This is a genomic window from Catalinimonas alkaloidigena, from assembly GCF_029504655.1.
In the GTDB taxonomy this organism is placed as follows: Bacteria; Bacteroidota; Bacteroidia; order Cytophagales; family Cyclobacteriaceae; genus Catalinimonas; species Catalinimonas alkaloidigena.
The window spans coordinates 4,020,792-4,045,305 of the sequence record NZ_JAQFIL010000001.1 but is presented as its reverse complement, the minus strand read 5'-3'; the positions used below and the strand labels follow the sequence as shown (position 1 = coordinate 4,045,305).

Here is a 24,514-nt window from a genome sequence, read left to right as displayed (position 1 = left end):
TATATCTTGTATTAAGTAAAAAAAATCCTAAATTTCGTTTTGATACGTAGGTATAATTATTCTCTAATTACATATTTACCCCTGCCCAAAAGACTATGAAAAATGAATGTAAAATACTCATTGTAGATGACCATCAGATGATCCGTGACCTGATTGGATTTATGTTAGACGGACGTGAAGAGTACTCAATCGTAGGTAAAGTTTCATCCCTGGAAGAAGCCGAGCAAGTATTGAGTAAACAGAAGGTAGATGTTTGTATTTTGGATCTCTCTCTCGGTGAAGGAGATGGTTTGGAACTTTTACGTGCTTCCTACAAAGACCGGCCCGAGATCAAATTTCTTATCCTTTCAATGTATGCCAATCCTTCAAATATCCAGCAGTCAATCAAGCTGGGTGCCAAAGGGTTTTTACCTAAGGATGCCTCGGGCGAAGAATTAATGCGTGGAATAGAAGATGTGGCCAATGGAAAAAAATACTACAGCCCTAAAATCATTGAAACGCTGATTGGTGACTGGACACCTGAGCCCCCCAAAGGAGGCCTGATTGACAAGATTAACCAGCTTACCCGTAGAGAAAAAGAGATTCTGAGTGCTGTAGTTGAAGGCAAAAGTAACCATGATATCGCCGACCTCTATGGAATAAGTAAGCGGACTGCCGAAAATCACCGCTCTCGCATCCTGAAAAAAACTGGTGCCAGGAGCTTTATGGAACTTGCGCGTGTAGTGATGGAAAATCGGATGGAACTGGTCTGATCTCTCCTTTGACCCTTTTGATTATAAGCCCTTAACTTTAGTACTGGTTAAGGATGAATATAAATAGCTGCTTCCTGCATGAGGAGGTAGCTTTTTTTGTTGCAATCTGCTACTCCTATGTCTATCTTCAGTAATATGAAATGGAATATTTTTTACGTGAGTACCATCTTGAGCATGAAAACACTGTCCCCGGCTTGTCTGTTTTGGGTTGTGTTTTGCCTGAATGCAAGCCCATTGTTTGCACAAAACAATTTGGCAAACATAGAAGGGAGCATTGTACAGGCAAGTGATGGTGCACCGGTTCCCGGTGCCAATATTACACTTCTTGGTAGTACGTATGGAAGTATCAGTGACCTGGAAGGTCGGTTTGTAATCAACAATATTCCGGAAGGGGTATATGAAATGATGGTGAGCTTTGTAGGCTATAAAACCTACAACGAAACCCTGGCTCTGAATGCCGGGGAGAAAGAAGTACTTTCCATTCGGCTGGAAGAGGATATCCTGGCGCTGGATGGGCTGATCGTAACTGCACAGAAGAGAACACAACTGGTACAGGATGTGCCAATAGCTATCACCACCTATGACGGTTCATTTTTGCAGGAAACCAATATATTTGAGTTTGATGCCCTCTCAGATTATGTTCCCGGTTTACAAGTGCAGATTCAGAGCGTAAATAATCCTGGCTTTGTAGTGCGAGGCATCACCAGTGATAATGGCGATGCCCGTATTGAGCCCCGGGTATCGGTTTTCCAGGATGGTGTTTCTATCAGTAAATCCCGTGGATCGGTCGTTGAGCTGTACGATATGGAGAGGGTAGAGGTATTGAAAGGGCCGCAGGGAACACTCTTCGGACGAGGAGCTCAGATAGGAGCCATCCATCTGATACAGCAAAAAGCACAGAACCAAACGACTGCTGAGTTGAAAGCCGGCTTCGGAAATTATGGTCAGTACTTACTTACCGGACATCTCAATTTACCCATTGTAGAAAATAAACTCTTTGCCAGAGTAGCGGGAATTTTCAATGAAAGAGAGGGTTTCATTGATAATCATGCTGGAGGTAAACTGAATGGTAAAGAGACCAAAGCCTTTCGTACTGCCTGGCGCTACCTGCCTGACCGAAAAACGGTGGTAGATTTCATCTTCAATTACCAACTGGATACTCCTCCCGGAACTTCATTCAAGAGCGGTACTTATGCCCCCGCTGGCGGAGATACCAGCCCTTTCACTTTTGCAGAACTGGAAAGAGGAGAGGAACTGGGCGTTGACCGTACGGTTTGGGGAGCCACTTTGCTGGTAAACCGTTCGCTGACCAATATGTGGGATCTGACTTCCATTACGGCTTATAGAGCTTTTGATTCATATGAGGCTTTTGATGCCGATGGAACAGTGGCTCCCGCTTTATGGATTGCCGAAGAAGCAATAGGCAAGCAGTTCAGTCAGGAAGTAAGGTTCAACTATAACAACCTGCAGGGTTTTTCAGGCTTTGGGGGAGTCAACTTTTTTTGGGAAGATGGCTCACAGTCTACTCCTGTTGAAACCGATGAACGAAGCTTGTTTGCTTTGCTTAACCCTTTTGTAAGGGGAAGTATCACGAATAATCCAGCCTTTTCTCAGGCCGAAAAAGAGCAGCTTTTGGCCGCTGTGCCACTTGAGCCGCTTGTAAATCCTGATGGTACGCCTAATCTGATTCCCAATTTACCTGATTTACCACAGTTTTTGGGACCCTTAGCCGGCTTACCCCTGAAGTCTTTTCATCGGGAGGGGCAAACCAATTACGGAAAGAATTATGCCTTTGAGATTTTTGCCGATGGTACTTATGAGCTAACAGATGCGCTGGATGTAACACTAGGCGTAAGAGGTACCTTTGAACATATTACCGGAGCTATTGAAAGTCAGGATGCTGACTCTCTGGGTCTACTAGGATTTGTACTGGGCAATTTTCCCAATAACATCTTTCCTCCTACTAACGGACGCGTATCTCATTCCGAATCCTACCTTTCCGCAGTAGGGCGTTTGGCCTTAGATTATGAAGTATCCGAATCATTGAATGTCTTTGCCAGTATTGCCCGGGGGAGGAGGCCGAATGTCATACAGGTGCTGGGCACTGATGTAAGTGTGCTCAATGATGAAATCGTGTGGAGCTATGAAGTGGGAACAAAACTGCTTAGCAGAGACAACCGGCTACAGTGGGACCTTAACGCTTACTATTACGACTATAGTGATTTCCAGACGCAGGTAGCCCGACTTACAGAGGATCAGGGGCTTGTGTTTGAGACACGGGATGTGGGTAATGCTACTGCGCTGGGATTTGAAACCGCCATGCAGTATGTGTTGGCACGTCCACTACAGGTGTTTGCCAATTATGCTTTTATCCATGCCCGCTTTGATGATACTGACTCTGAGGGCAATGAACAGTCGCTGGCAGATAATACGTTTCGTTTAACGCCCAAGCATTCCGGCTCATTAGGGCTCAATTTTGAAATGCCGGTGGCAAGTTGGGGCAGGGTGTTTTTCCGGCCAACCTATAATTACAAATCTAAAGTATACTTTGAAGAGGAGAATCAGCCCAATATTGCACAGGATGGCTACGGACTGCTTAATGTCAGAACAGGCATGAAGCTTTGGAGAGGCATTTATGAAGTAGCTTTTTACATCAATAACGCACTGAATGAAGAATATCTGATAGATGCGGGAAACACCGGAGAGGCCTTTGGTATTCCTACCTTCATTGCCGGACCTCCCCGCTTATTTGGCATACAGTTAAGTAGCCGGTTGCTGTAATTTGGTAAATTTTAGCCTTTATTCAGGCTAATAACCATATATCTTATGTTAACATAATTAATCTCTGAGGTATAAGCCATCATGGAATAAGCTTATTCAACAGAAAGAAATAAGCGGTTTTCTGAATATAGGGTGCAAGAAAGCACAATTTTTAGTACATTCTATGAGGGTATAAATATCAATAGCATGACTTCACCTGAAGAATCTTCGTTAGATCACGCCTTTCTAGAAAAGCTTACTGATGTTGTTCTTCAAAATCTGAATAATGAGCAATTTGGGGTGCAAGACTTATCTGCCCAGGTAGGCATCAGCCGTTCTCATCTGCACCGTAAGCTTAAATTACTCAGAGGGAAGTCTGTAAGTCGATTTATAAGAGAAGTAAGACTGAATGAAGCAATCAAGCTGCTTCAGCAGGATGCAGGTACTGCATCAGAAATTGCTTATCGGGTAGGTTTTAACAGCCCTACCTATTTCCACCGTTGCTTTCGCAAGCACTATGGATACGCTCCCGGAGAGATCAAAAACAGAAAATATGAGAGTAAAAGCTTAAATCCTTCTCTTTCTGATACACATAAGCATATCACACACACCAAGCCTTTTCTTCATCCGGAGGTTGGTAAAGTACGGCAGACGAAGAGATACAGAGTGATCTTTCTTATCTTATTATTACTTGTTCTTGTTAGTACGTTTATCTACTTCTACTACCAGACAGTACCTTCGCAGAAGTCAATTGCAGTATTACCATTACACAATTTTACAGGAGAGGAAGATCAGGAGTATTTTGTTAACGGGTTCCACGATGCGCTAATTGGCTCTTTAGGTCAGATTTCTGCTTTAAGGGTGATATCCAGGACTTCTACGCTGCGCTATCAGGAAAGTAATATGCTGTTGCAGGATATCGCACGAGAACTAGGCGTAGATGCTATTGTGGAAGGTTCTGTAATGGGTACAGGAAATCAGATACGCATACAGTTACAATTGATTGAAGCTTTTCCCGAGGAACAACATTTATGGGCACAGGATTATCAACAGGAAATAAGCGGGATCATTGCCTTACAAAATGATGTGGTTAAAAACATTGCCCGTGAAATACAAGTGACATTAACTCCTGAAGAAGAATTACTGCTTGATGTTGCTCCGAAGGTAAATCCTGATGCTTACAGGGCCTATCTTAAAGGTGTGTTTTATTGGGATAGGTTAACTGAAGAAGATCTCAATACCTCTCTGCAGTATTTTGAATTGGCCAAAACCTTAGACCCAGAAAATGCTTTGGCATACGCGGGAGTTTGTCTGGTTTGGATAGGGCGCTTACAACAGGGACTTGTTCCTTATGAAAAAGGTATTATAAGTTTGCAGACAGCAGCCCGGAAAGCATTGAAACTGGATAGCACACTGGCCGAAGTACATTATATACTGGGAGGCTCTGGCTGTTGGGTGGGTTGGGATTATGAAGAAGCCGAAAAATCACTTAGAAAAGCAATAGCTTTGAACCCAAATTATTCAGCTGCCAGGGCATACCTTTCTCATGTGCTCATCATACTGAATAAACCAGAGGAAGCAATGGAACAGATAGCACTGGCGATGGAGCTTGACCCATTCAATGACTTATACCGTGCTTTGTACGGAATGGACCTTAACTTTACCCGACAATATGACAAAGCCATTGCGCTCTTTGGTGAAGATCTGAAAAAAGATGTCAATCACTTGGTAGCACTATCTACCCTCAGAACCAGCTACCATATGAAAAGTATGTACCAGGAGGCTCTGGAGGTCTGGAAGGTGTCTTATGCCAAGCGTGCGGATCAGGGAGCTATGAGAGCATTAGAAAAAGGCGCTGAAGAAGGAGGCTACCATCGGGCACTGGAAAAGCTGGCGGAGTACTTGATTGAACGTTCTGAATCAACTTATGTCACTCCCTGGCGAATTGCTACACTTTATACACGTGCCGGAAACAAAGTGGAAGCCTTAAAATGGTTGGAGAAAGCCTATGAAGCGCACGATTCTAATATGCCTTACATAGGAGTAGATCCCATTTTTGACATTCTTCGGCCAGAAGAACGTTATCAAAGTTTACTGGAGAAAATGAACCTCCCTGTCAACCATCCGCCAATAGCTGAACTATAAACCCCTACTATTTTTCTGACTGATGCTGTAGTGTAGCAGTTATATTTTGTCTAAGGTTACATACATGCACAATACAACATATGTACGCGAAAACTTGTACACATTCGCAACATAGGTACTAAGTCTTATGCATTTTTTTGTCACAACTTTATTCAAAGTTTGTAAAAGTGATAGGCCCTTCCTTTTCCATACAATTTTGTAAAATAAGGTGGAAATCAATGACTGAAGTTTATGAAAAATAAATGCTTTGGTCTGTCTGATCATTGCTGCCTGATAAACGATTCAATCATGAAAAACTTAACTTCATTATCAATTCAACTACTGAGTAAGTCTTATTTCTATGTCATTCTGATATTGTGCATATGTTGTACTGATCCGGTACAGGAGGAACTAGCTATCAAGGAAGCTGAAAACTACCAGGGGGTGGAGGAATGGCAGGAACGTCTTGATGCAATGATTTATGAAAATAGCATCATTGTGGAACAGGGAAACTCTATTCAAGAGGCCATTAATGCTGCAAAACCTGGTGAAACTATATTTGTTGAAGCAGGTGTCTATAAAGAGGTATTAACCATTGACAAAGCTAAAATCAAACTGATCGGGATAGAAAGCAATGCGGGTGAGAAGGTCATTCTTGAAAATCCCGGAAATAAGGATGCTGGAATACGACTAGGTAAGCTGGCAGGGGAAATAGAAATAAGAAACGTAGAACTACAGCACTTTACAGATAATAGCCTTCCTTCCAACCTTAAGCCTTCAACTCAGATCGCCAGGCATTACCGTCGCTGTAAGATAAAAAGAGCGTCTTTGGGGGGAAATATTGCCCACTACAAGTTTGAGATTCGTCTTGGAAATGGTGAATACGATAAAGTACGCATCCATAGAGTGGTCAAAGAAAAAAGAGATTATCGTCCGGCAAGAACCAAAAGTGAAGTATTTATGATACATGGAGGGTCCCAGGATTTTGATGATATATTTCTGACTGCCGGAGCCTTTAATAATATAAATGCCCAAACTTCTTCACCCTATTATCTGGCATCAAAGGGCATAGATGTGTGGGGAATTGACCTGGCCTGGACCATGGTACCTGAAGAAACTTCTGATTTTAGCTTCATGGAAAACTGGGGAGTTGAAAAAGATGCGGAACATACCTTATCAGCTCTGTCAATTGCTCGCCTGATCAGAGGGCTGACTGGCCAGGGCTTCGGTCGCCTGAATGTATTAGGTTTTAGCTATGGCGTACCCGTAGCTTACACGGCAGCAGGCATTGAAACACAGCAACATCCCCTCTGTCGTAATATTAAAGGACTAATACCTGTGGAAGCAGGCATGAAATACGATGAGAGTGATCCTACCGCTTCAGACCTTAGATCTCTGGTATGTGAGCAGGCTGCTGGATTTAAAGCTACGCTAGAAGGTGGTACTTATAATTTAACCCAGGGTATTGATCTCGCACCTATCGGAAACCTGGCGGTTAATGCTCCTAATGATGATTTTCCCTTACCTTTTCCAATTCCTGATCTTACCAATTCCCAGGTAGCTATTGCGGTTGGTGCCCTGCCTAATCTGGTTCCTGCCCCTTTATGGCACTTTGTTGCTGGTGAATTTGATGAAAATGGAGTGCCTCTGGGTTTGGCCTATACTGAAAACTCTCGCTGGTTTAATTTGCTCACTACACTTGCCCCTTATATGCCCATACGGACAGTCTATGAGTTTAGAGCTTGTCAGTGTGATGAAGAGGAGGTGAGCATTGATGATTATCTGGATCAGATAAGTGTACCTATCCTTTACCTGGGAGCAGGAGGAGGATTCGGTGACTTTGGAATTTTTACCAGCAGCCTTACTGCCAGTACTGATATTACCGATTATACTGCTGATTTTAAACCAGATTCACAGCGTGCATTTGACTACGGGCATGCGGATGTATTTATGGCTAAAAACGCTCCTGAAGAGGTTTGGAAACCGTTAAGCCAATGGTTAATGGCGCACCATGCTTATTCGCTATAGTTAGAAAATATAATGATCTGGTGATCGCATTATTTCACAATAAGTATTGTACAAGATTATTTTAATTAATTCTAAATATTCAACACTCTTAAATAATATAATCATGAAATATTACATAAATATAGTGACCTATCAATCCTTGATTTTTAGCCAGGATAAAATCTCAAGGTCAGCACTGATTAAACTTTGGTCGCAGGATGACAACAAACTCATTTGGGCAAATTTCCGGGATGAGGGAGAGAAAGTACCTGAAAATAGTGTTGAAAAACGCCCAAATGGAAAACTCTGGTTTCATATTCAGCTTCCATCATCAAAATATGGATGGTGCATAGATTTACTCAGAAATGAGCGTCCAATAGGTATTCATTATGATGATGAAAACAAGTATTTCTTTTTGTATTCATCCTCAAGGGAACCGGTAGGGGAAAATGAAGAAAGCATGTTAGATTAATCTTTTTTTGGCTCAAAATAGTATATTATTATGATACGTGAAGTAAATATTGATGAAATTCAAGCAGCCCCCATACCTTGGATCAATTGGAGAATGAACCAAAGCGCTGGGGGGAGGCGGATAGTACCTACATCACTTTCTGATTTGGTTGCCTCTGTTCTTTACGCAGAGCAAAGGGAAGCACAGATCAAAGCTGTTGGATCAAGCTGGTCGTTTACCGGTGCAGCTAAGCCGGAGGATTTCTGGGTGGATTTGGAACAACTGAACCGTCAATTACCTACCAATATGAATAATCTGGTACGCCCTGGCCTGGATGCAAGCAGGTATGTGCATGTAGAAGCAGGCATCAAGCTGCATGCGTTGAACGAAAGGCTTTGGGCACAGGGCAGAGCTTTGCATTCATTGGGCGGAAGCCAGGGACAAAGCCTGGCAGGGGCTATTTCAACCGGAACACATGGGGGGGATTTTGACCGCCCCCCGCTCGCCGACGCAGTACGGGCAATTCACCTGGTGAGCCGAGGTGGACAGGAATTCTGGCTGGAGCCAGAAGGTGAGCATCTGACTACTGGTAACACCCTCACCATACCTGAATGGTTTGGTGGGGTTAAGATTATTCGCGAAAATGCAGTTTTTAATGCTGCTTTAGTTTCTATGGGACGCTGTGGCATTGTGTATTCCTATGTGTTGGAAGTAGAAGAAGCATATTACCTGGAGGAATGGCGGTATAATGCACTTTGGCAGGGCCAGGTAGGTGGTAAACTTGAAGTAATGCGGCATACATTGCTCATGGCCAGCTTAAATGGATTTGATAACGCGTTGGCTGGGCAGCGTTCTCCTCTCGGATCTCCAAATCCACTCCATTACCTTCAAGTTGATATTGATCCCAATGGTGTTGAAGCGGCCTATGTAACCAAACGGTGGGCCACGCAATCATCTTCTAGGATAGATAATCCACCCAGCAAACCTACTACTTTTGCAAGGGATGCACATTGGATAGGATGGTTAAAAACTAACCTAGGTTTATTTCCTCATCATGTCTATCTTGATCTCGTAAGAAGCACTTTTGGACAGCAACGCTATCCACGGCTTGTGCGCGATCGTAGTTATTATGCATCCGCAGGAAGGCCTGATCCTTATCCAAATTATCAGGCACAGATGGAGGCCATGTGGAAAGACCAATGGCGTGTTGACTCCATAGAATTTTTCTTTGATGCGAATAACCCAAACTATCTCAAATTTATTGATGAGCTTAAGAATACGTGGAATAATTCACCCGGGCGTAAAACCGGCTATATTTCACTGAGGTTTATGGGACAATCCAGGGCAACAATGGCTATGCAACGCTGGTCCGTAACAGTGAGTGTTGAGTGTACCTTTTTTAAAGGGTTCCCTGGAAATGATATAGGCATCCTTAATGCACTGGCACTGGGAACACAATACGGGGCAGTGTTTCACTGGGGGCAGCTTACACCACCAGGATATGCACTTCAAATCCCTAATATTTTTGGTTCATCGCTTACGGATTGGAGGACTGCTATTGCTGATTTAGGACTTATTCCTGAGGGTACATTCAGTACCGAATTCTCACAAAAATATCAGTTTGAACCCATTGAAATAAACGCTCATTGTGCTTCAGATGATAACCTTTTACTATTAATGGGCTAAGGAAAAGACATTAAAATCTTATTTACTGTCAGTCACGACTTGGATTTTATTCATACCAAAAAGTGCAAGCCGTGCTACCTACATTTTTTGCACAAAAAAATGAAATTATGAAAGCAGGAACAACACACATACTATTGGTATTTTCAATAGTTGCATTGGGATTAATGTTAGTCAATTCAATATTTTCTCAAGAGAAATACGAAGCCAAGCCAGTAGCCTTAGCTTATTTTGGGCAGGCGCAAGAGTCAGATACAGCTCAATTGAACGCTGAGCAGGAAGTAGAAGATACTGCTGTGCAGGAGGCGCAGCCCCCCCCAACGCGCTTTCAAGAAGGTCAGTAAAATCAGTTGTCTGCTAATGAAGATGCATCTACTGCTAATGATGTGATTCAATATAGTAGAGAAGCGGTACTTCTGGTGATATTGGTTTTAGTGTTATTGAGCCTTCTTTTTTATCTACTTTTGAGTTGGTCTCGTACCCGTGATATGGCAAGCTATTATGGAGAAGTATATAAGGAGACAGTGGAAAACTGGGAATACAGACAAATTCTGGCTCCCTATAAAGAGAAATGGGATAGAAGGGAGTATTATGCAGAAGCAGTTCGGAATATGGAAAAAGCCAGACCGGAACCATCACCTGATTTATTAAGATGTGCTGAAGATCTTGGGCCACAGTATAGGAATCAGATTGAAAGACTTAGGTCAAGGCAAACTTACAGGCTAAGAGGTGGCCCGGGTCTTATAGATAATGGCTTTGATGATCCCTGGGAAGGCCCACAGCAGGTTATTCAGGATCCAAATAAGAATCCCGAGGATGATTCAAATAAGATTAAAAAAGAATTTTATAGCTTATTGAACCTGTGGATAACTGATTTAAAGAAGTGGGACGAGGAAATCAACAAAAAGGTCAACGATGCCTATGCTAAAGACTTGAATTATGTGAAGGAAAAAGCTGCCAAGCGGGCAAAAAGAGCAACCAGTGAAATGGATTTATCTGCTTTAAGAGGACGCGGTGCTGAGTTTGTATTAGAATTTACAGCAGTGGTGGTAATTATTTTTGCAGCTGTAATCCTGGGGATATTAGGAATACTGAAAGAACAGCATATTGGTACTTTACTGGCGGCTATTGCAGGATATGTACTTGGAAAGGCAACTTCTGAAAAGCGAGGAAGTGGTAATGAAGAAAGAAGCAGAGATTCTGCTCCTAATGGTGTTACAACACCGGATTCAGGAAATGCTAAGGGTGGAGCGTAAATAGAATCCATTCATTTAAATTTGTGACCTAAGATTAATACACCCACCATTCGTTAAGCTCACGAATAGGACATCTCTACCTATGAATTTTACTACCCTTGATTCAGATGATGAGCAGACTGATACGCAGTCAATAGTACATCAGCTTTTGATCATCCTGTACGGACTGGATAACCTTAGGCGTACTTTAAGCCTTGAAGATTGGAGAGCCTTTTGTCAGGAACATGTATACTATCATCAAATACATAAGGTCTTACTTAAAGATTGTTTGACGAAACAGGCATTTGAAAGCCCGGTAGAAAATGAGGACGATGCCGTACTGCTGGATTATCTCTTAGGCTATCAACTGCCTCACCATACCCCAAATAATGCATTGGCTGAAAGTATTTCTGACTTTATGTTATTTAGTGATCCTGCAGAAGCGATTAGGCATCGCCGGGATTATATTGCCGGACTTATAGATGATATCGTCAATCAAAGTAATGAAGTTGTATCAGTTCTATCCATTGGTGCGGCACATGTAAGGGAAGCCGATCTGTCCACTGCCTTTGATGAATATAAGATCAAGCGCTTTATTGCTTATGACTGGGAGGAATCTCATATCAGTTTTGTGAAAAAAGTCTATGCACACCTGGGCATCGTTCCGCTAAAAGGTACTATAGACGATCTGCTCAACGACGCTTTACCAATAGGCAAATATGATCTGATTTATGCTACTTCAATGTTAAATTATGTAGATAAAGAATTAGCCCATCAACTGATTCAATGGATGTTTGATGCTTTGCATGCGCACGGCATGATGCTGATTTGCCATTTCCGTGATGAAGTTAGCAATACCCTTTACCGTACCTATATGGAAGCCTTTATGGGCTGGTATATACAATATCGTACGGATACCGAAATCATTAGCTTGTTTAGTGACATCAATCAGGATCAGGTGCATGAATTAAAATTCACAACTGACCCGCTTTGTAATATTGCTTATGTGTTGGTGAAAAAGGTTTAAACTTATCCGACTATGCTTTTGCCTTATTAATTATTCAATGATTATCTGATACTTATCCAGAAGACTGGCAATATTCTCTTTGGAGAACCTCGCCTTCCTGATGCGGTTGTGATCAGGGTCAATAGTAAAGTTGTAGGCGCTGCGAAAATCTGTCTTCTCCAGCTTCGTTTGATCAAAAACTGCTCCTGCAAGATCGCAATGCTCAAAAATAGATTGGCTAAGATCAGCTTCGGCAAAATCCACTTCTTTCAAACTACAGTTTTTGAAGACTGTTTGCTTAAGGCTGAGCTGATAAAAAGAAGAGGAGTTGAGCAGACAATCTTCAAAACGAAAAGAAAGCAAAAAGCTATTACAGGTATTGAATTGGAGCCCCAGCAGTTTGCAGGCTTTGAAGTTTACCTCACGAAAAGCGGTATGCGCTATTCTTGCCAGGCTGAAGTCGCAATCCTCAAAGTGGCAATCCACAAAAGTAATTTCGGCGACATCCGCCCGGGCAAACTTACAGTTGATAAAACTACAGTCCTCATACTCTCCTTTGTCCAGAATAGTTTGGGTGAAATCCTGATCCCTGAATTCTTTTTCGGTTACATAATGCGTGCTCATGCTTTTTTGCAGGAAAGATACAGCTCACCATACAACTTTAGAAATGTTTTAAAAACATAAGAGAAGACAGCTCTATTCCCCCTCAGAGTTACTCTCCAGAGAACTCTGAGGGAGCTAATAGGAACCGCACCTTTCTGGCTTAAGTTTTTAACTTGAGCCTTATGATAAAAACAAGTTTGAAACTTGAATCCTATCCAAAAGCTTCAGTGGGACACTGAAGCTAGGAGGGATATATAACATTTACTGAACTTGGAAAGACTTTCTTACATGCAGTTGCTAGTGATATTGAAGACTCAAAAAAAGAGTAATAATGCAAAAGAACCATTGCTATATTAGTAGTTTTAGATACGACTATTATTCTAAACCACTCCTTCCTCAGAATTCTCTGAAGAGCAAAGCTGAGAGAGTTCAGAATACCCGAATGTATCACCCCCTAGGAACTTTGCGCCTAACACATCTAGGGGCTGTGTGACACAAGCCCACGGCGTATATGCCCAGGTTTGTGTCTCCACAAACCTTACCCCCCTCCCTCAGACTAGACCAATCGCGGGAACTCTGAGTAAGTTGAAATTAATCATTCATCATCAATCGTCGCTGTATTTCTCTTTGTACTTCTGATACAAACGCTGCTGCATGGCGTCCATCTGGGGCTTGCGTCCGTTGATGAATACCTGCTCTATGATGTTGCCCCGCATATCCAGGGCATCACCCTCCGAGATGAATAAGGTAGCCGATTTGCCTTCTTCCAGAGAGCCTAAGCGATCATCCAGGCCGAGAATTTCAGCCGTGGTGAGGGTGATCATTCTCAAAGCCTCTTCTTTTTCTACGCCATAAGCGCTGGCGGTGCCTGCCATGAAGCCCAGGTTACGGGAACGGGAATTCATACCATAGCTGCATCCCAGACTTACCTTAACGCCTTCTTCCTGCAACATGGCGGGCAGCTTATAGGGTAGAAGCACATCATTTTCCTCCCGGGCAGGCAGGCGGTGTACATTGTCTATGATAACTGGCACATCATGCTCTTTCAAAAGCTCAGCAATCAGATAGGCCTCATAGCCACCAATCACGACCACCCGCTGCACCCCCAGCTCTTTGGCAAAGAGTACGGCTTCAGCCATTTCCCGGGCTTCCTCCGCATGAATATGAAGGGCTTTGCTGCCATCAAATAAAGATTGAACGGCTTCCAGCTTAAGGTTTACTTCCTTATCGTTTCCTAACTGGCTATATGCTACTGCGTCGGAGAAGAGGTCTTCCAGCTTTTGCACCTGACCTTCATAGCTTTCATTAGGCACTCTGTTCACAGTGTAGGTAGAATAGTCAAACTGAGAACGGTAGCGACCCGGCCAGTTCATGTGCATGGCATCGTCCATTTTAATGGCAGCATCTTCCCAGTTCCAGGCATCCAACTGCACGATAGAAGAAGTGCCGGGGATCATGCCTCCCTGCGGTACAATCTGCGCCGTAAGTACCCCATTGAAACGGAATGTTGGGATCAGCTCGGAGTCAGTATTGTAAGAAATGATAGATCGAACGTTAGGGTTGAGTTGTCCCTCTTCCTCATTGTCCACGGTAGCCCGTACCGCACCTATCTCTTTTAGTCCCAGGTCAGTATCGGGAAGGATAAAGCCGGGGTATACATGCTTGCCTTCGGCATTGATCTGCTCATAGCCGGAGAGGTCCATGCTCTGCGCCTCTGAAGCAGTCCCTACCATGCTGATCTCACCGTTTTCAAAGGCGATGGCCGCGTTTTCAATGACTTCACCATTACCGATGTGGGCAGTAGCCCCCATGATGATGATGGGCTGTTCCTGAGGTGGTGCCGGAGCGGGTACCTGGGCAAAGGCTGATGCCATGGACAAGCTCAACAGCAGCGCCCAACTAGCTAATATATTGATTGATTGATTCATGCTTGATTTCATGTTTTTCATTGAGAAATTAGTGAGCGAGGTGCCCGAAGTGGATATCATCACAGTGCCAAAGCTGTTGCATCTCACGGCTAGCCGGACGGGTAGATGACCCGTTCTTTTTGGCATCCTGCATCTTCTGTACGAGTCTGGCTCTTTCCTTCTCTATCATCTCACGCTTTTGCTGATCTTCTTCCATATCGTAGTAGATGCGTCCGTCTACCATGGTTTTCTCGGCCTGGGAATAAACGGACAGCGGATTATCTGACCAGAGTACAAGGTCTGCGTCTTTACCAGCTTTGATACTACCCATGCGGTCATCCAGGTGCAGCATCTTGGCAGGGTTAAGGGTAACCATCTTCCAGGCTTCTTCTTCCGACATATCTCCGTACTTCACTGATTTGGCCGCTTCCTGATTAAGGCGACGCGCCATCTCTGCATCATCGGAATTGATGGCTACATTCACACCTGCCAATTTCATCAGGGCTGCATTGTATGGGATGGCGTAGCGTACCTCAAACTTATAAGCCCACCAGTCGGAGAAGGTAGAGCCGTTGGCACCATGATCAGCCATCTTATCCGCTACTTTATAGCCTTCCAATATGTGGGTAAAGGTATTGACTCTGAAGTCAAAACGCTCGGCCAGATTCATGAGCATATTGATCTCCGACTGTACGTAGGAGTGGCAGGAAATGAAGCGCTCACTGTTGAGGATTTCGGCCATGGTTTCCAGCATCAGGTCACGACGGGGCTTCACTGCATTGGCTTTCTCACGTGAAGAGAGCGCATTATAAGCTTTCCATTCTTCGTCATAAGCTTTGGCACGGGTGAAAGCATCTTCAAATACCTGCTCCACACCCATACGGGTCTGGGGATAACGTACTGAGTTTTCGTTGGAAGAACGCTTCACGTTTTCACCCAGCGCAAACTTGATAAAACCGTCGGCATCCTCAATCAGCAATTCCTGAGGGGAAACGCCCCAGCGCATCTTGATCAGCGCTGACTGACCTCCAACGGGATTGGCAGAGCCATGCAGAAGCTGGGCGGCAGTCACCCCACCCGATAGCTGGCGGTAGATGTTGATGTCGTTTGATTCCAGCACATCCTGCATACGTACCATTGCGGAAACCGTAGCCACGTCATTGATGCTGCTGGCCGCGATGTGAGTATGTTCGTCAATGACACCTGATGTAAGGTGCTTGCCGGTACCGTCTATCTCCACCGCTCCGCTGGCAGTAAGGTTCTCGCCCACCTCAGCGATTTTACCATCACTTACCAGTACATCGGCATTCTCCATAATGCCTGCTTCCTCATTGGTCCAGACGGTAGCATTTTTTATCAGGTATGACTTTGACTCCGGAAGCTCTTCATTTCCAAATGGCAGAAAAGGATATGTGATGGCGGTAAGCTCATCCAGGTTAATACTTTCCTCTTCTTCGCCACTTTCATCTCCTGACTCATCTTCCAATGCATTCTGATAGCTGGCCTGCCAGTCTACCCAGCTTCCGTCAGCCAGTTCTCCACGGCCTTGCAGGTCATCTCCATCTATCCAGCCGGAGAGGCGTACGGTTTGATCACTCTCAGGGGCTGGAGCAAAGTTGAGGGTAATCATGTCACCCCTGAGGGTAACATCTACTTTAATGGTATCACCATTGACCAGCTTAAATTCCTGCTTTCCGGGCTTTCCGCTTACTGTCATATTATAAGTATCATTGCCGACGTTCAGGGTATATACTCCACTCAGGTCGGGAGCATCTTTATCTGCCTGCTTGTACATTCTGCCCTGTATCCAGTTTTCATAGATGACAGCATCATCTTCAAAAATATTTCCCGAGCTGATAAAAAAGTTGGCTACTGCCCCTTCCTTAAGGCTGCCTAGCTGGTTCTCAGCATGAATCAGTCGGGCAGGAGTGTATGTAAGTGCTTTGAGTGCGTCCTCTTCACTTAAACCGTAAGCTACCGCTTTGCGCAGGTTTTTCAGGAAGTCATTTTTCTCTTTAAGCCCATCGGAAGTAATGCAGAATTCAATCCCCTGGGCAGCCAGCATACCGAGGTTAGCGGGTGCCAGTTCCCAGTGTTTCATATCTTTGAAGTCCACATAGCGTGCTTCATAGGGGTCACTTACATCATAAGGATCAGGGAAGTTTAGCGGAACGATAAGAGTGGCGTTGGTAGCTTTTAAAGCTTGCAGGCGCTGGTATTCATCGCCATTTCCACGGATGATATATTGCTTGCCAAACTCATCGCCCAGTTGATCAGCTCTGAGGATCTGTAACCAGCCGGGAGCATCAAAAATCTGAGGCAGATTTTGAAGGTCAATCCATGCTTCCAGCGTGTTATCAGTATAATCTTTGTTATTTGCAGACTGGTACCATTCGGCATCCATATATGTTTGGCGCAATAGCGCGATAAAGCCCATTTTAGATACCGGATAATACTGTGATGAACTTCCTTTGTCAAAAGAATAATGGGCTGCCGCCGGAGCTTTGAGCACTGTCTTGTTTTCTTTCTCATTTCCTAAGGAGACCAGCGCAGAAGAACCACGGGCAAGGCCGTCTCTTTTGTTGGTAAGTACAGCTCCAAATCCATTTGCACGGTACACTTTGGCTTCCTCATCTTTAACGGTAAAATCTTCTAACGCATTGTATTGTGCTTTAAGCGCGTCATTCTGGCTGAAAGCTCCTTCTTTCTGTGTCCCCAGCTTTTCGGCACTACCCCAACTGAAAGTGCTGCCTTTGGGCAAATCGGATAGGCCATAATCACTGTAAAGGTCAATGAAGCCGGGGTAAATGTATTTGCCTTTTAGATCTACTACCCTGGCACCTTCTGGCGCACTGATATTAGTACCTACTGCTTCTACAAATCCATCTCGTATGAGGAGTGAAGCATTTTCCAGCTTAGCTTGATAATCAGTAATAATGGTAGCATCTTGAAAAAGATAAATGCCAGGTCGGTTATCCCTTACATCATTGACCGGATAAATGTCATCCTGAGCATAGGTCAACTGCCAGAAACACAGGCAGGTAACCAGAATCCCTATTTTTTTTATCATTATGCAAGAAAGGTTAGATTGTTAATGATTCTGTCATTAAATTTTTAGAGAAGCGCGAAAGTTAAAAAAATAGGACCATATAATTAAAGTATTAACTGATTTACCTATTTTATTTGGTTATTGATTACAATTGGATAATAATATATGGAATGAATTAGTAAATTGGATGATAAATGTTTAAACTATGAGGGGATAAAGTGTAAGCAAAAAGCGATGGGCCTTGTGCTTAACGAATGCTTATCAGAATATTTACACAATATTAAATAAGGTAAATGCTTAGCTTTGCCTGTCACTGGTGGATAACGATTTGTAAAAAGATGTCATCATTTTGTTAAGTATGAGTTCGGAGCAACTACATAAAAAACAACAATTTGATTTTAGCCACATTGTAGTTGCTGAAAAGCTACAAGGCAGCAAATTGGCCAGTTTTCCTCGCAGGGCCATCGCTTACGGCCTGGACTGGCTGATCATCATATTATGCTCTGAGTACTTCGTACTACTATTTCCACTCATGTTCGTTTTCCTTTTTTTCAAAAAAAGATTCCGTACCACACTGGTGAGAAACCGCCGGCTGCTGAAAAAAAACATAGCCATTGCTGACCGTAAGCTGGAGGAAATCGCCATCGAAGAAAAAGTAAGAAATCAGTTCCGTCGCCACATGACTGTCTATCTGTACGTGATTATCTATGCTCCTGTAATAATCGCCGCTATCATCCTCTTTTCATTTATGCTGAGCTTTATTTCTGAAGATACATACCAGGCAGCAAAAGCATCACTTATCAATAACCTTACCTGGTTAACACGCCCGCTGAGTGACATGAATGATGCGCTTGGACTGGTGGTCAGCTTTTTCGGTGCCTTTGTGTATTTTACTTTTTTCACCTGGCGATGGCAGGGGCAGACTCCCGCCAAACGTTTTTTGAAAATACGGGTGGTAAAGCTGAATGGCAATGAAATTTCTTTGTGGGGAAGTCTGGAGCGGGTGATGGGTTATACTGCCTCAGCTTCCTTAATAGGCCTGGGTTTCTTTCAGTACTTTTGGGACCGCAACCGTCAGACGACACACGATAAGATTACAGAAACCATAGTGGTAGACAACTAATCCTATCAATCCACTCTTTTTTTAGTAATTTCTTGCATCCTTAACATTAAGTTAATCTGAAAATCTTCAGCGATTTCTGGGTAGAAATGCTCAATTTTCTTGCTGAAAAATAATTTAAGCCACTTTCAGGCTCACAAATCTCTCTTTTCTAAACACATAGCAATTACATATGTTAATCAGTCATTACCCCAACGTTAATTTAATGTTAACAAATTGTTAAGAAAATATGTATCTTGTTTGACTCAACAATCAGGAGAAATAAATAAAGAAAGGGAGGTGCCGTAATGGAGATTTTATTTGTTCGTCGTTCTAAGCTTTACATATGCACAGCATTAATGTGCAGTATATACATACTTCAGAGTATAAGCCTGGAGTTGTCTGCTATGTCCTTGCATCAAGAGGATAGCACACAGAAAGCACAGACATTAATTTCTCAGGAGCAATTTTCTCTTTTTCTAGGAGTCGACACACAGCTTACTGAAGAACAACTGATAGCTTCTCTGGATGATATAGAAAAATTTACCCAAAAGTTAGCCAAAAGAAAGCAGCGGTATCGTTCTGAAAAGCAGTTTCTTAAGTACACTTTTTACAAAATTCATAATCGCTACTTGAAGCATTATACTGCGCATGCCAGTTTGAATGACCTTTTGGATAAAGGACAGTATGACTGTATCACTGGTAGCGCATTTTATGCCTTAATTCTTGAAGCTTTAGAGGTTGATTATATCATCAAAGAATTACCCTATCATGTATATCTGATAGCACAGCCCGGCGATGAGAAAGCTCCTGTCCTTTTGGAAAGTACGGATGCCAGAAGTGGATTTGTGGAAGAGCCTGAAAGAGTGCAGGAGATGATCCGGATGTATGCTGAAGATGTGCAGTCTGATCAACAGGACCACTATACTTACAATTTCGTCATTGATGAAGAAATAGGCTTAAAGCAACTGGCGGCTCTCAATTATTACAATGAAGCGGTAGATCATTATAACCAGCAGAATTTGAAGCTGGCTACTCAATATTTGGATTATGCCTCCTATTTATATCCCGCCAAACGCATGGAGACACTACGCCTGCTGATCAATCAGGTAACCAATAGGCCGATGCAGCAGGCAGGCAGGTAGTTGAGTATCTACTTTTTTATATCAGGAGGATTCGTATATCTTTGGCATTTTGACCAGTCTGATATTTTTTATGCGAAACTTACTTTTAGTGATTCCTTTGCTGGTAGGCATGGGAGTAGTGATTCAATCCGGGGCCAATACTCAACTCAGAGCCATGTTAGGCAGCCCTTTTCTAGCTGCTTTAATCTCTTTTTCTACCGGAGCACTCTCACTGTTAATACTGAACATTATCGTAGGTACTGATCCTTCCCTGCTAAATTCAGAACACATTATGCGCACCCGCTGGTGGATGTGGTTGGGAGGCATTTTAGGTGCTTTTTTCATCACCTCAGTCATTTTCATTGCACCGATTATTGGTCCTACCAAGCTATTCGGGCTGATCATCGCCAGTCAGCTCATTTTTTCAGTCATTGTAGATCACTACGGATGGATGGGCTTTGATGTGCAGGCAATCAATTTTAGAAAAATCATCGGCGTACTTTTATTAATTGCCGGGGCATTTCTGGTGCAGTGGGGGAAAGAAGGCTGAAACTCTTTGTTTCAGGCTGATTGCTGACTACCGGATCACTTTATGCTTAGTACGACTAAGGGGGTGGTATCCTACATTGTCCTCATTAGTCACTCTTTCCCGTACGAAGAAGTAAATTACAATGTGTTGTACATTGCTTGAAGGATTTTTGGGCTCTAACAATAGAAAGTACCGGTGATTATTACTGGCTTCTTTTTGTCGGTTGCTTCTTACCACATAAGATTGAATTTCCATAACTAAGTAATTTAGAGTGAGACTTACTTATGCAGGTAGAGGCTAGTTTATCCGTATATACCTTTAAGCGGGGATTTATAAACATTTTGGAGGTGAAAAACTTAAGCCCTGTCTATTTTGTATTACATTTACAGCAGCAAGAAGACCGAAAAGAAGACTATGGACAATCAGCAGCTCAAACAACTGGCACATACTCTAGAAGGAAAATTACATTACGATCATATGATGCGTACGCTCTATGCTACGGATGCGTCTGCTTACCAGGAAATGCCCCTGGCAGTGGCCATACCTGAGACAGAGGTAGACATCATCAAACTGATTAAATTTGCTGATCAACATAGAGTGTCGCTGATACCGCGGGCCGCAGGCACCTCACTGGCAGGACAGGTAGTAGGAAAGGGGATAGTCGTAGACATTTCTCAGACATTTACCAACATACTGGAAATCAACGAAAAAGAAAGCTGGGCGAGGGTGCAGCCGGGAGTCATTCGTGATGATCTTAACTACTACCTCAAAGATCAAGACCTTTACTTTGGGCCGGAAACTTCTACCGCCAACCGTGCGATGATAGGAGGGATGGTTGGTAACAACTCCTGTGGGCTGCATTCGCCTATCTACCAGACTACCCGTGAACATACCTTGGAGGTCAAAGCTATATTAAGTGATGGCAGTAAAACGGTTTTTAAAGCACTTACCCCTGAAGAATTTGAGAAGAAGTGTAGCGGGGAAACTGCAGTTAGCGAGCTGGAAACCAGGATCTACCGAACCCTTCGTGACCGCCTTTCTGATCAAGCAGTTCAGGATGAGATAAGAGCGCAGTTTCCTAAAAAGGAAATCAAACGCCGCCGAAATACCGGCTATGCCATAGATGTGCTGATGGACAGCGAGATTTTTACCGAAGGAGGTGAAGCTTTCAATATGTGTAAGCTGATCTGCGGCTCTGAAGGCTCACTGGCATTCATTACTGAAATCAAACTAAACTGCCTGCCCTTACCCCCCAAAGAAGTAGGTGTAGCCTGCCCTCACTTCAAAACCATTGATGATTCTTTGCGGGCCAACATTATTGCCATGAAACATGGTGCCGGTGCTTCTGAGTTGATGGATGATCATATCATAGAGCGTACCCGTGCCAATATAGAGTACCGAAAGTATGCTTCTTTCATTGAAGGTTCACCAAAAGCAGTACTCATGATTGAGTTTGCCCGGGAAACCAGAGAAGAGGTAGATGCTGCCATTGAAGCCATGTACAAAGAAATGCAGGAAAATGAGCTGGGATATCACTTTCCGGTACTCTACAATCAGGATAGCCGGGATGCCTGGAACGTTCGCAAAGCCGGTTTGGGTCTGCTGGGCAATGTTCCGGGAGATGCTAAGGCGCAGCCAGTGATTGAAGACACTGCGGTAGCTGTGAGCGACCTTCCTGAATACATCGCTGAGTTTAACCTTACCCTCAAAAAATACGGTTTATCCTGTGTGCACTATGCACATGCGGGAGATGGAGAACTCCACCTCAGACCCATTCTTAACCTGAAGACCCAGCCGGGCAATGAGATGTTTCGTACCATAGCGCAGGATATTGCGCAACTGGTGAAAAAATATCGAGGTTCACTGAGTGGTGAGCATGGTGACGGCAGGCTGAGAGCTGAGTTTATCCGATTCATGATCGGAGATAAAAACTATGGACTTATCAGGGAGGTAAAGCATACATGGGACCCCAAAAATATATTTAACCCGGGAAAAATTGTGGATGCCCCTCCCATGAACGAGTACCTGCGTTATATGCCTGATCATCCAACTCCTGAAATTGACACTATTTTTGACTTTAGCCAGAATCTGGGGGTGTTAAGAGCAGCAGAGCAGTGTAATGGCTCCGGCGACTGTCGTAAGACGCATATTTCAGGCGGTACCATGTGCCCCAGCTATATGGCTACGCGCGATGAAAAAGATACTACCCGCGCCAGGGCCAATATCCTGCGACATTTTCTGACCAATTCTGAGCAGCCCAACCGCTTTGCCCATGAAGAGATCAAAGAAGTGATGGACTTATGCTTATCCTGTAAAGGCTGTAAATCAGAATGCCCTTCTAATGTGGATGTAGGAAAACTGAAAGCTGAGTTCTTACAGCATTATTATGATGCTAAAGGTGTAGGATTTCGGAATCGGATTATCGGTAATTTTACCAGGCTTACTTCATTAGCTGCCTTGAGCCCGGGCTTATACAATTGGTCAGTAAAAAATCCGTTTACTTCCAGCATACTGAAAAAAATAACTGGATTTGCGCCGGGTCGGTCTATGCCGCTCTTGCACAAAACCACTTTGCGCAAGTGGTACCAGAAACATAAGCAGGGTAACAGAGTAGCATTGAGTGGGTTTTCCGCTCCTTCCACCACGCCCGTTGGGGATGAATATTCTGAAATGCCGGTAAAGCAGCAGACAGGTAAAGGAAAAGTCTATTTGTTCTGCGATGAATTTACCAATTACAATGATACTGAGGTCGGAATAAAGGCTATTCTTCTGTTGGAGAAATTAGGCTATGAAGTAGAAATCCCCAGGCATGAAGAAAGCGGAAGGACTTATCTTTCCAAAGGCATGCTGCGCAAGGCAAAAGCGATTGCACAGAAAAATATCAGCTATCTGAAGGATATCGTCAGTGAACAGACACCTATTATTGGCATTGAGCCTTCTGCTATTTTAACGCTTCGGGATGAATACGTTGATCTGACGCGTGGAAAAGAGCAGGAAGCGGCAAAAAGCATAGCTGAACATACTTATCTGTTTGATGAGTTTGTTGCCCGTGAGATAGATAAAGGTAATATTACCAAAGAAGCTTTTACCAAAGAAAAGAAAGTGATTAAGCTGCACGGACATTGCCATCAGAAAGCACTCTCTTCACTAGTACCTACCAAGAAAATGCTGAGCCTGCCGGAAAACTACGAAATGCATATGATACCTTCAGGATGCTGTGGTATGGCTGGCTCTTTTGGTTATGAAAAAGAACATTTTGATGTTTCTATGCAGATAGGTGAGCTGGTCTTATTCCCCACAGTGCGTAAGCAGCCGGAGGAGGTGATCATCGCCGCACCGGGGACAAGTTGTCGCCACCAGATCAAAGACGGAACCGGTCGTATTGCCAAGCATACTGCTGAAATTTTGTATGAGGCACTGGTATAACTGCTAGCTATGTTCGGCAAAATGCCAGCATCGTACATTCGGTGACTGATCTTTAAGGTGCTTTCTTAGTGACTCATCATTATCAAAGGCAAGCTGGTCCACGCTGTAGTATTCTACTGAGATTTCAAACTGCTTTTTCTCAAAAGGCCATGGACTAACGCTGACTTTGTCACCTTGCTGGTGGATAAAACGTGAAGTGCCGTAAGGAAGCATTCCCACTTCCAGCTTTTTATCCTGGGGGGGAATCTGTGATTTACATAGAATCAGAGAACATTCATCGCACCAGCGCATTACTGTATAGGCAACTTCGCTTTCTTCTTCAGATATTTTCAGCGATTTACGCAGCAATTTTTGGTAAGTTTTCTGCTCCTCCAGAAATTGATCTACCTCCTGATTATCACCCTGGAAAGGATGATGTAAATGATACGCATGTAGTGATGACATCAGGGCTATCCAGCGTGATTTGTGTGCAGACTCTGAAACTACCCTGCGAGCCTGCTCGAGGTTATATTTTTGCTGCGTGATGTCTTTGGGGGCATTGGCTTCTGTTAAGTGATTTTTTCTTTTCCAGCCAGTTTGACCATCATCATGCTCGGCTATGCTGGTGAGCATTTCCAGCCAGATAGCTTCCGGGGTCCTTAATTTGTTAGCTAAGTAATAGGCCAGCTTGGCAGCCAGCAGGGCGTGTGCTCTCTGAAAAATAATTTCCCAACCCTGGGACGTAGGATTTACAATCATAAATGTTTTGTTCTGAAATCA

General features: G+C 43.6%; 18 protein-coding genes. 13 read left to right on the top strand and 5 right to left on the bottom strand.

Translation table 11 applies throughout. The features are described 5' to 3' along the window. Nucleotides 1–95 precede the first annotated feature (95 nt). The 9 genes from OKW21_RS16455 to OKW21_RS16415 all read left to right on the top strand — a co-directional run bounded on the left by OKW21_RS16455 (nt 96) and on the right by OKW21_RS16415 (nt 12,039). Nucleotides 96–752, top strand: a complete 657-nt coding sequence (locus tag OKW21_RS16455) for a response regulator transcription factor (RefSeq protein ID WP_277481101.1) — start codon at nt 96–98, stop codon at nt 750–752. A gap of 174 nt (nt 753–926) precedes the next feature. Continuing rightward, nucleotides 927–3,533, top strand: coding sequence for a TonB-dependent receptor (locus tag OKW21_RS16450; RefSeq protein ID WP_277481099.1), 2,607 nt, complete (start codon nt 927–929; stop codon nt 3,531–3,533). Nucleotides 3,534–3,719: 186 nt separating this feature from the next. Next, the gene (locus tag OKW21_RS16445) at nt 3,720–5,657 is read left to right on the top strand and encodes a helix-turn-helix domain-containing protein (RefSeq protein ID WP_277481098.1); all 1,938 of its coding nucleotides are present in this window, start codon (nt 3,720–3,722) and stop codon (nt 5,655–5,657) included. 288 nt (nt 5,658–5,945) lie between these two features. Beyond that, nucleotides 5,946–7,664: a right-handed parallel beta-helix repeat-containing protein gene (locus tag OKW21_RS16440; RefSeq protein ID WP_277481097.1), complete on the top strand. Its 1,719-nt coding sequence runs from the start codon at nt 5,946–5,948 to the stop codon at nt 7,662–7,664. 103 nt (nt 7,665–7,767) lie between these two features. Next, nucleotides 7,768–8,115, top strand: a complete 348-nt coding sequence (locus OKW21_RS16435) for a hypothetical protein (protein WP_277481096.1) — start codon at nt 7,768–7,770, stop codon at nt 8,113–8,115. Between the two features lie 30 nt (nt 8,116–8,145). Then, nucleotides 8,146–9,780 carry an FAD-binding oxidoreductase gene (locus OKW21_RS16430; protein WP_277481095.1) on the top strand — a complete coding sequence of 545 codons (1,635 nt, stop codon included), beginning with the start codon at nt 8,146–8,148 and terminating at the stop codon, nt 9,778–9,780. 107 nt (nt 9,781–9,887) lie between these two features. Continuing rightward, nucleotides 9,888–10,121 (top strand): hypothetical protein, encoded by a 234-nt coding sequence (locus OKW21_RS16425; protein ID WP_277481094.1) that lies wholly within the window; start codon nt 9,888–9,890, stop codon nt 10,119–10,121. Between the two features lie 6 nt (nt 10,122–10,127). Beyond that, nucleotides 10,128–11,033 (top strand): hypothetical protein, encoded by a 906-nt coding sequence (locus OKW21_RS16420; protein WP_277481092.1) that lies wholly within the window; start codon nt 10,128–10,130, stop codon nt 11,031–11,033. A gap of 82 nt (nt 11,034–11,115) precedes the next feature. Continuing rightward, nucleotides 11,116–12,039, top strand: a complete 924-nt coding sequence (locus tag OKW21_RS16415) for a hypothetical protein (protein WP_277481090.1) — start codon at nt 11,116–11,118, stop codon at nt 12,037–12,039. A 30-nt stretch (nt 12,040–12,069) separates the two neighbouring features. Here the strand turns inward: OKW21_RS16415 and OKW21_RS16410 are convergent, their stop codons facing one another. The 3 genes from OKW21_RS16410 to OKW21_RS16400 form a co-directional block, all read right to left on the bottom strand. After that, the gene (locus tag OKW21_RS16410) at nt 12,070–12,642 is read right to left on the bottom strand and encodes a pentapeptide repeat-containing protein (protein ID WP_277481088.1); all 573 of its coding nucleotides are present in this window, start codon (nt 12,640–12,642) and stop codon (nt 12,070–12,072) included. Nucleotides 12,643–13,226: 584 nt separating this feature from the next. Next, nucleotides 13,227–14,549, bottom strand: coding sequence for an amidohydrolase family protein (locus OKW21_RS16405; protein ID WP_277481086.1), 1,323 nt, complete (start codon nt 14,547–14,549; stop codon nt 13,227–13,229). 28 nt (nt 14,550–14,577) lie between these two features. Beyond that, entirely contained in the window at nt 14,578–17,598 is a 3,021-nt protein-coding gene (locus OKW21_RS16400) for an amidohydrolase family protein (RefSeq protein ID WP_277481084.1), read from the bottom strand. A 337-nt stretch (nt 17,599–17,935) separates the two neighbouring features. Between OKW21_RS16400 and OKW21_RS16395 the strand changes: the two genes are divergently transcribed. The 3 genes from OKW21_RS16395 (at nt 17,936) to OKW21_RS16385 (ending at nt 20,350) form a co-directional block, all read left to right on the top strand. After that, nucleotides 17,936–18,700 carry an RDD family protein gene (locus OKW21_RS16395; protein WP_277481082.1) on the top strand — a complete coding sequence of 255 codons (765 nt, stop codon included), beginning with the start codon at nt 17,936–17,938 and terminating at the stop codon, nt 18,698–18,700. 383 nt (nt 18,701–19,083) lie between these two features. After that, on the top strand, nt 19,084–19,821 hold the full coding sequence (locus tag OKW21_RS16390; protein ID WP_277481080.1) for a hypothetical protein: 738 nt from the start codon (nt 19,084–19,086) through the stop codon (nt 19,819–19,821). 70 nt (nt 19,822–19,891) lie between these two features. Next, the gene (locus OKW21_RS16385; protein ID WP_277481078.1) at nt 19,892–20,350 is read left to right on the top strand and encodes a DMT family transporter; all 459 of its coding nucleotides are present in this window, start codon (nt 19,892–19,894) and stop codon (nt 20,348–20,350) included. Between the two features lie 27 nt (nt 20,351–20,377). Here OKW21_RS16385 and OKW21_RS16380 read toward each other — a convergent pair whose 3' ends face one another. Further along, nucleotides 20,378–20,584 (bottom strand): hypothetical protein, encoded by a 207-nt coding sequence (locus OKW21_RS16380; RefSeq protein ID WP_277481077.1) that lies wholly within the window; start codon nt 20,582–20,584, stop codon nt 20,378–20,380. Nucleotides 20,585–20,743: 159 nt separating this feature from the next. Between OKW21_RS16380 and OKW21_RS16375 the strand changes: the two genes are divergently transcribed. Then, nucleotides 20,744–23,755 (top strand): FAD-binding and (Fe-S)-binding domain-containing protein, encoded by a 3,012-nt coding sequence (locus tag OKW21_RS16375; protein ID WP_277487719.1) that lies wholly within the window; start codon nt 20,744–20,746, stop codon nt 23,753–23,755. A gap of 3 nt (nt 23,756–23,758) precedes the next feature. Here the strand turns inward: OKW21_RS16375 and OKW21_RS16370 are convergent, their stop codons facing one another. Beyond that, nucleotides 23,759–24,493, bottom strand: a complete 735-nt coding sequence (locus tag OKW21_RS16370) for a DUF3891 family protein (protein WP_277481073.1) — start codon at nt 24,491–24,493, stop codon at nt 23,759–23,761. Between the last annotated feature and the right edge of the window lie 21 nt (nt 24,494–24,514).

What these genes read in the sequence shown, in the direction of transcription:
- OKW21_RS16455 (WP_277481101.1), top strand. Translation starts at nt 96, where the DNA reads ATGAAAAATGAATGTAAAATACTCATTGTAGATGACCATCAGATGATC.
- OKW21_RS16450 (WP_277481099.1), top strand. Translation starts at nt 927, where the DNA reads ATGAAAACACTGTCCCCGGCTTGTCTGTTTTGGGTTGTGTTTTGCCTG.
- OKW21_RS16445 (WP_277481098.1), top strand. Translation starts at nt 3,720, where the DNA reads ATGACTTCACCTGAAGAATCTTCGTTAGATCACGCCTTTCTAGAAAAG.
- OKW21_RS16440 (WP_277481097.1), top strand. Translation starts at nt 5,946, where the DNA reads ATGAAAAACTTAACTTCATTATCAATTCAACTACTGAGTAAGTCTTAT.
- OKW21_RS16435 (WP_277481096.1), top strand. Translation starts at nt 7,768, where the DNA reads ATGAAATATTACATAAATATAGTGACCTATCAATCCTTGATTTTTAGC.
- OKW21_RS16430 (WP_277481095.1), top strand. Translation starts at nt 8,146, where the DNA reads ATGATACGTGAAGTAAATATTGATGAAATTCAAGCAGCCCCCATACCT.
- OKW21_RS16425 (WP_277481094.1), top strand. Translation starts at nt 9,888, where the DNA reads ATGAAAGCAGGAACAACACACATACTATTGGTATTTTCAATAGTTGCA.
- OKW21_RS16415 (WP_277481090.1), top strand. Translation starts at nt 11,116, where the DNA reads ATGAATTTTACTACCCTTGATTCAGATGATGAGCAGACTGATACGCAG.
- OKW21_RS16410 (WP_277481088.1), bottom strand. Translation starts at nt 12,642, where the DNA reads ATGAGCACGCATTATGTAACCGAAAAAGAATTCAGGGATCAGGATTTC.
- OKW21_RS16405 (WP_277481086.1), bottom strand. Translation starts at nt 14,549, where the DNA reads ATGAATCAATCAATCAATATATTAGCTAGTTGGGCGCTGCTGTTGAGC.
- OKW21_RS16400 (WP_277481084.1), bottom strand. Translation starts at nt 17,598, where the DNA reads ATGATAAAAAAAATAGGGATTCTGGTTACCTGCCTGTGTTTCTGGCAG.
- OKW21_RS16395 (WP_277481082.1), top strand. Translation starts at nt 17,936, where the DNA reads ATGAGTTCGGAGCAACTACATAAAAAACAACAATTTGATTTTAGCCAC.
- OKW21_RS16390 (WP_277481080.1), top strand. Translation starts at nt 19,084, where the DNA reads ATGTCCTTGCATCAAGAGGATAGCACACAGAAAGCACAGACATTAATT.
- OKW21_RS16385 (WP_277481078.1), top strand. Translation starts at nt 19,892, where the DNA reads ATGCGAAACTTACTTTTAGTGATTCCTTTGCTGGTAGGCATGGGAGTA.
- OKW21_RS16380 (WP_277481077.1), bottom strand. Translation starts at nt 20,584, where the DNA reads ATGGAAATTCAATCTTATGTGGTAAGAAGCAACCGACAAAAAGAAGCC.
- OKW21_RS16375 (WP_277487719.1), top strand. Translation starts at nt 20,744, where the DNA reads ATGGACAATCAGCAGCTCAAACAACTGGCACATACTCTAGAAGGAAAA.
- OKW21_RS16370 (WP_277481073.1), bottom strand. Translation starts at nt 24,493, where the DNA reads ATGATTGTAAATCCTACGTCCCAGGGTTGGGAAATTATTTTTCAGAGA.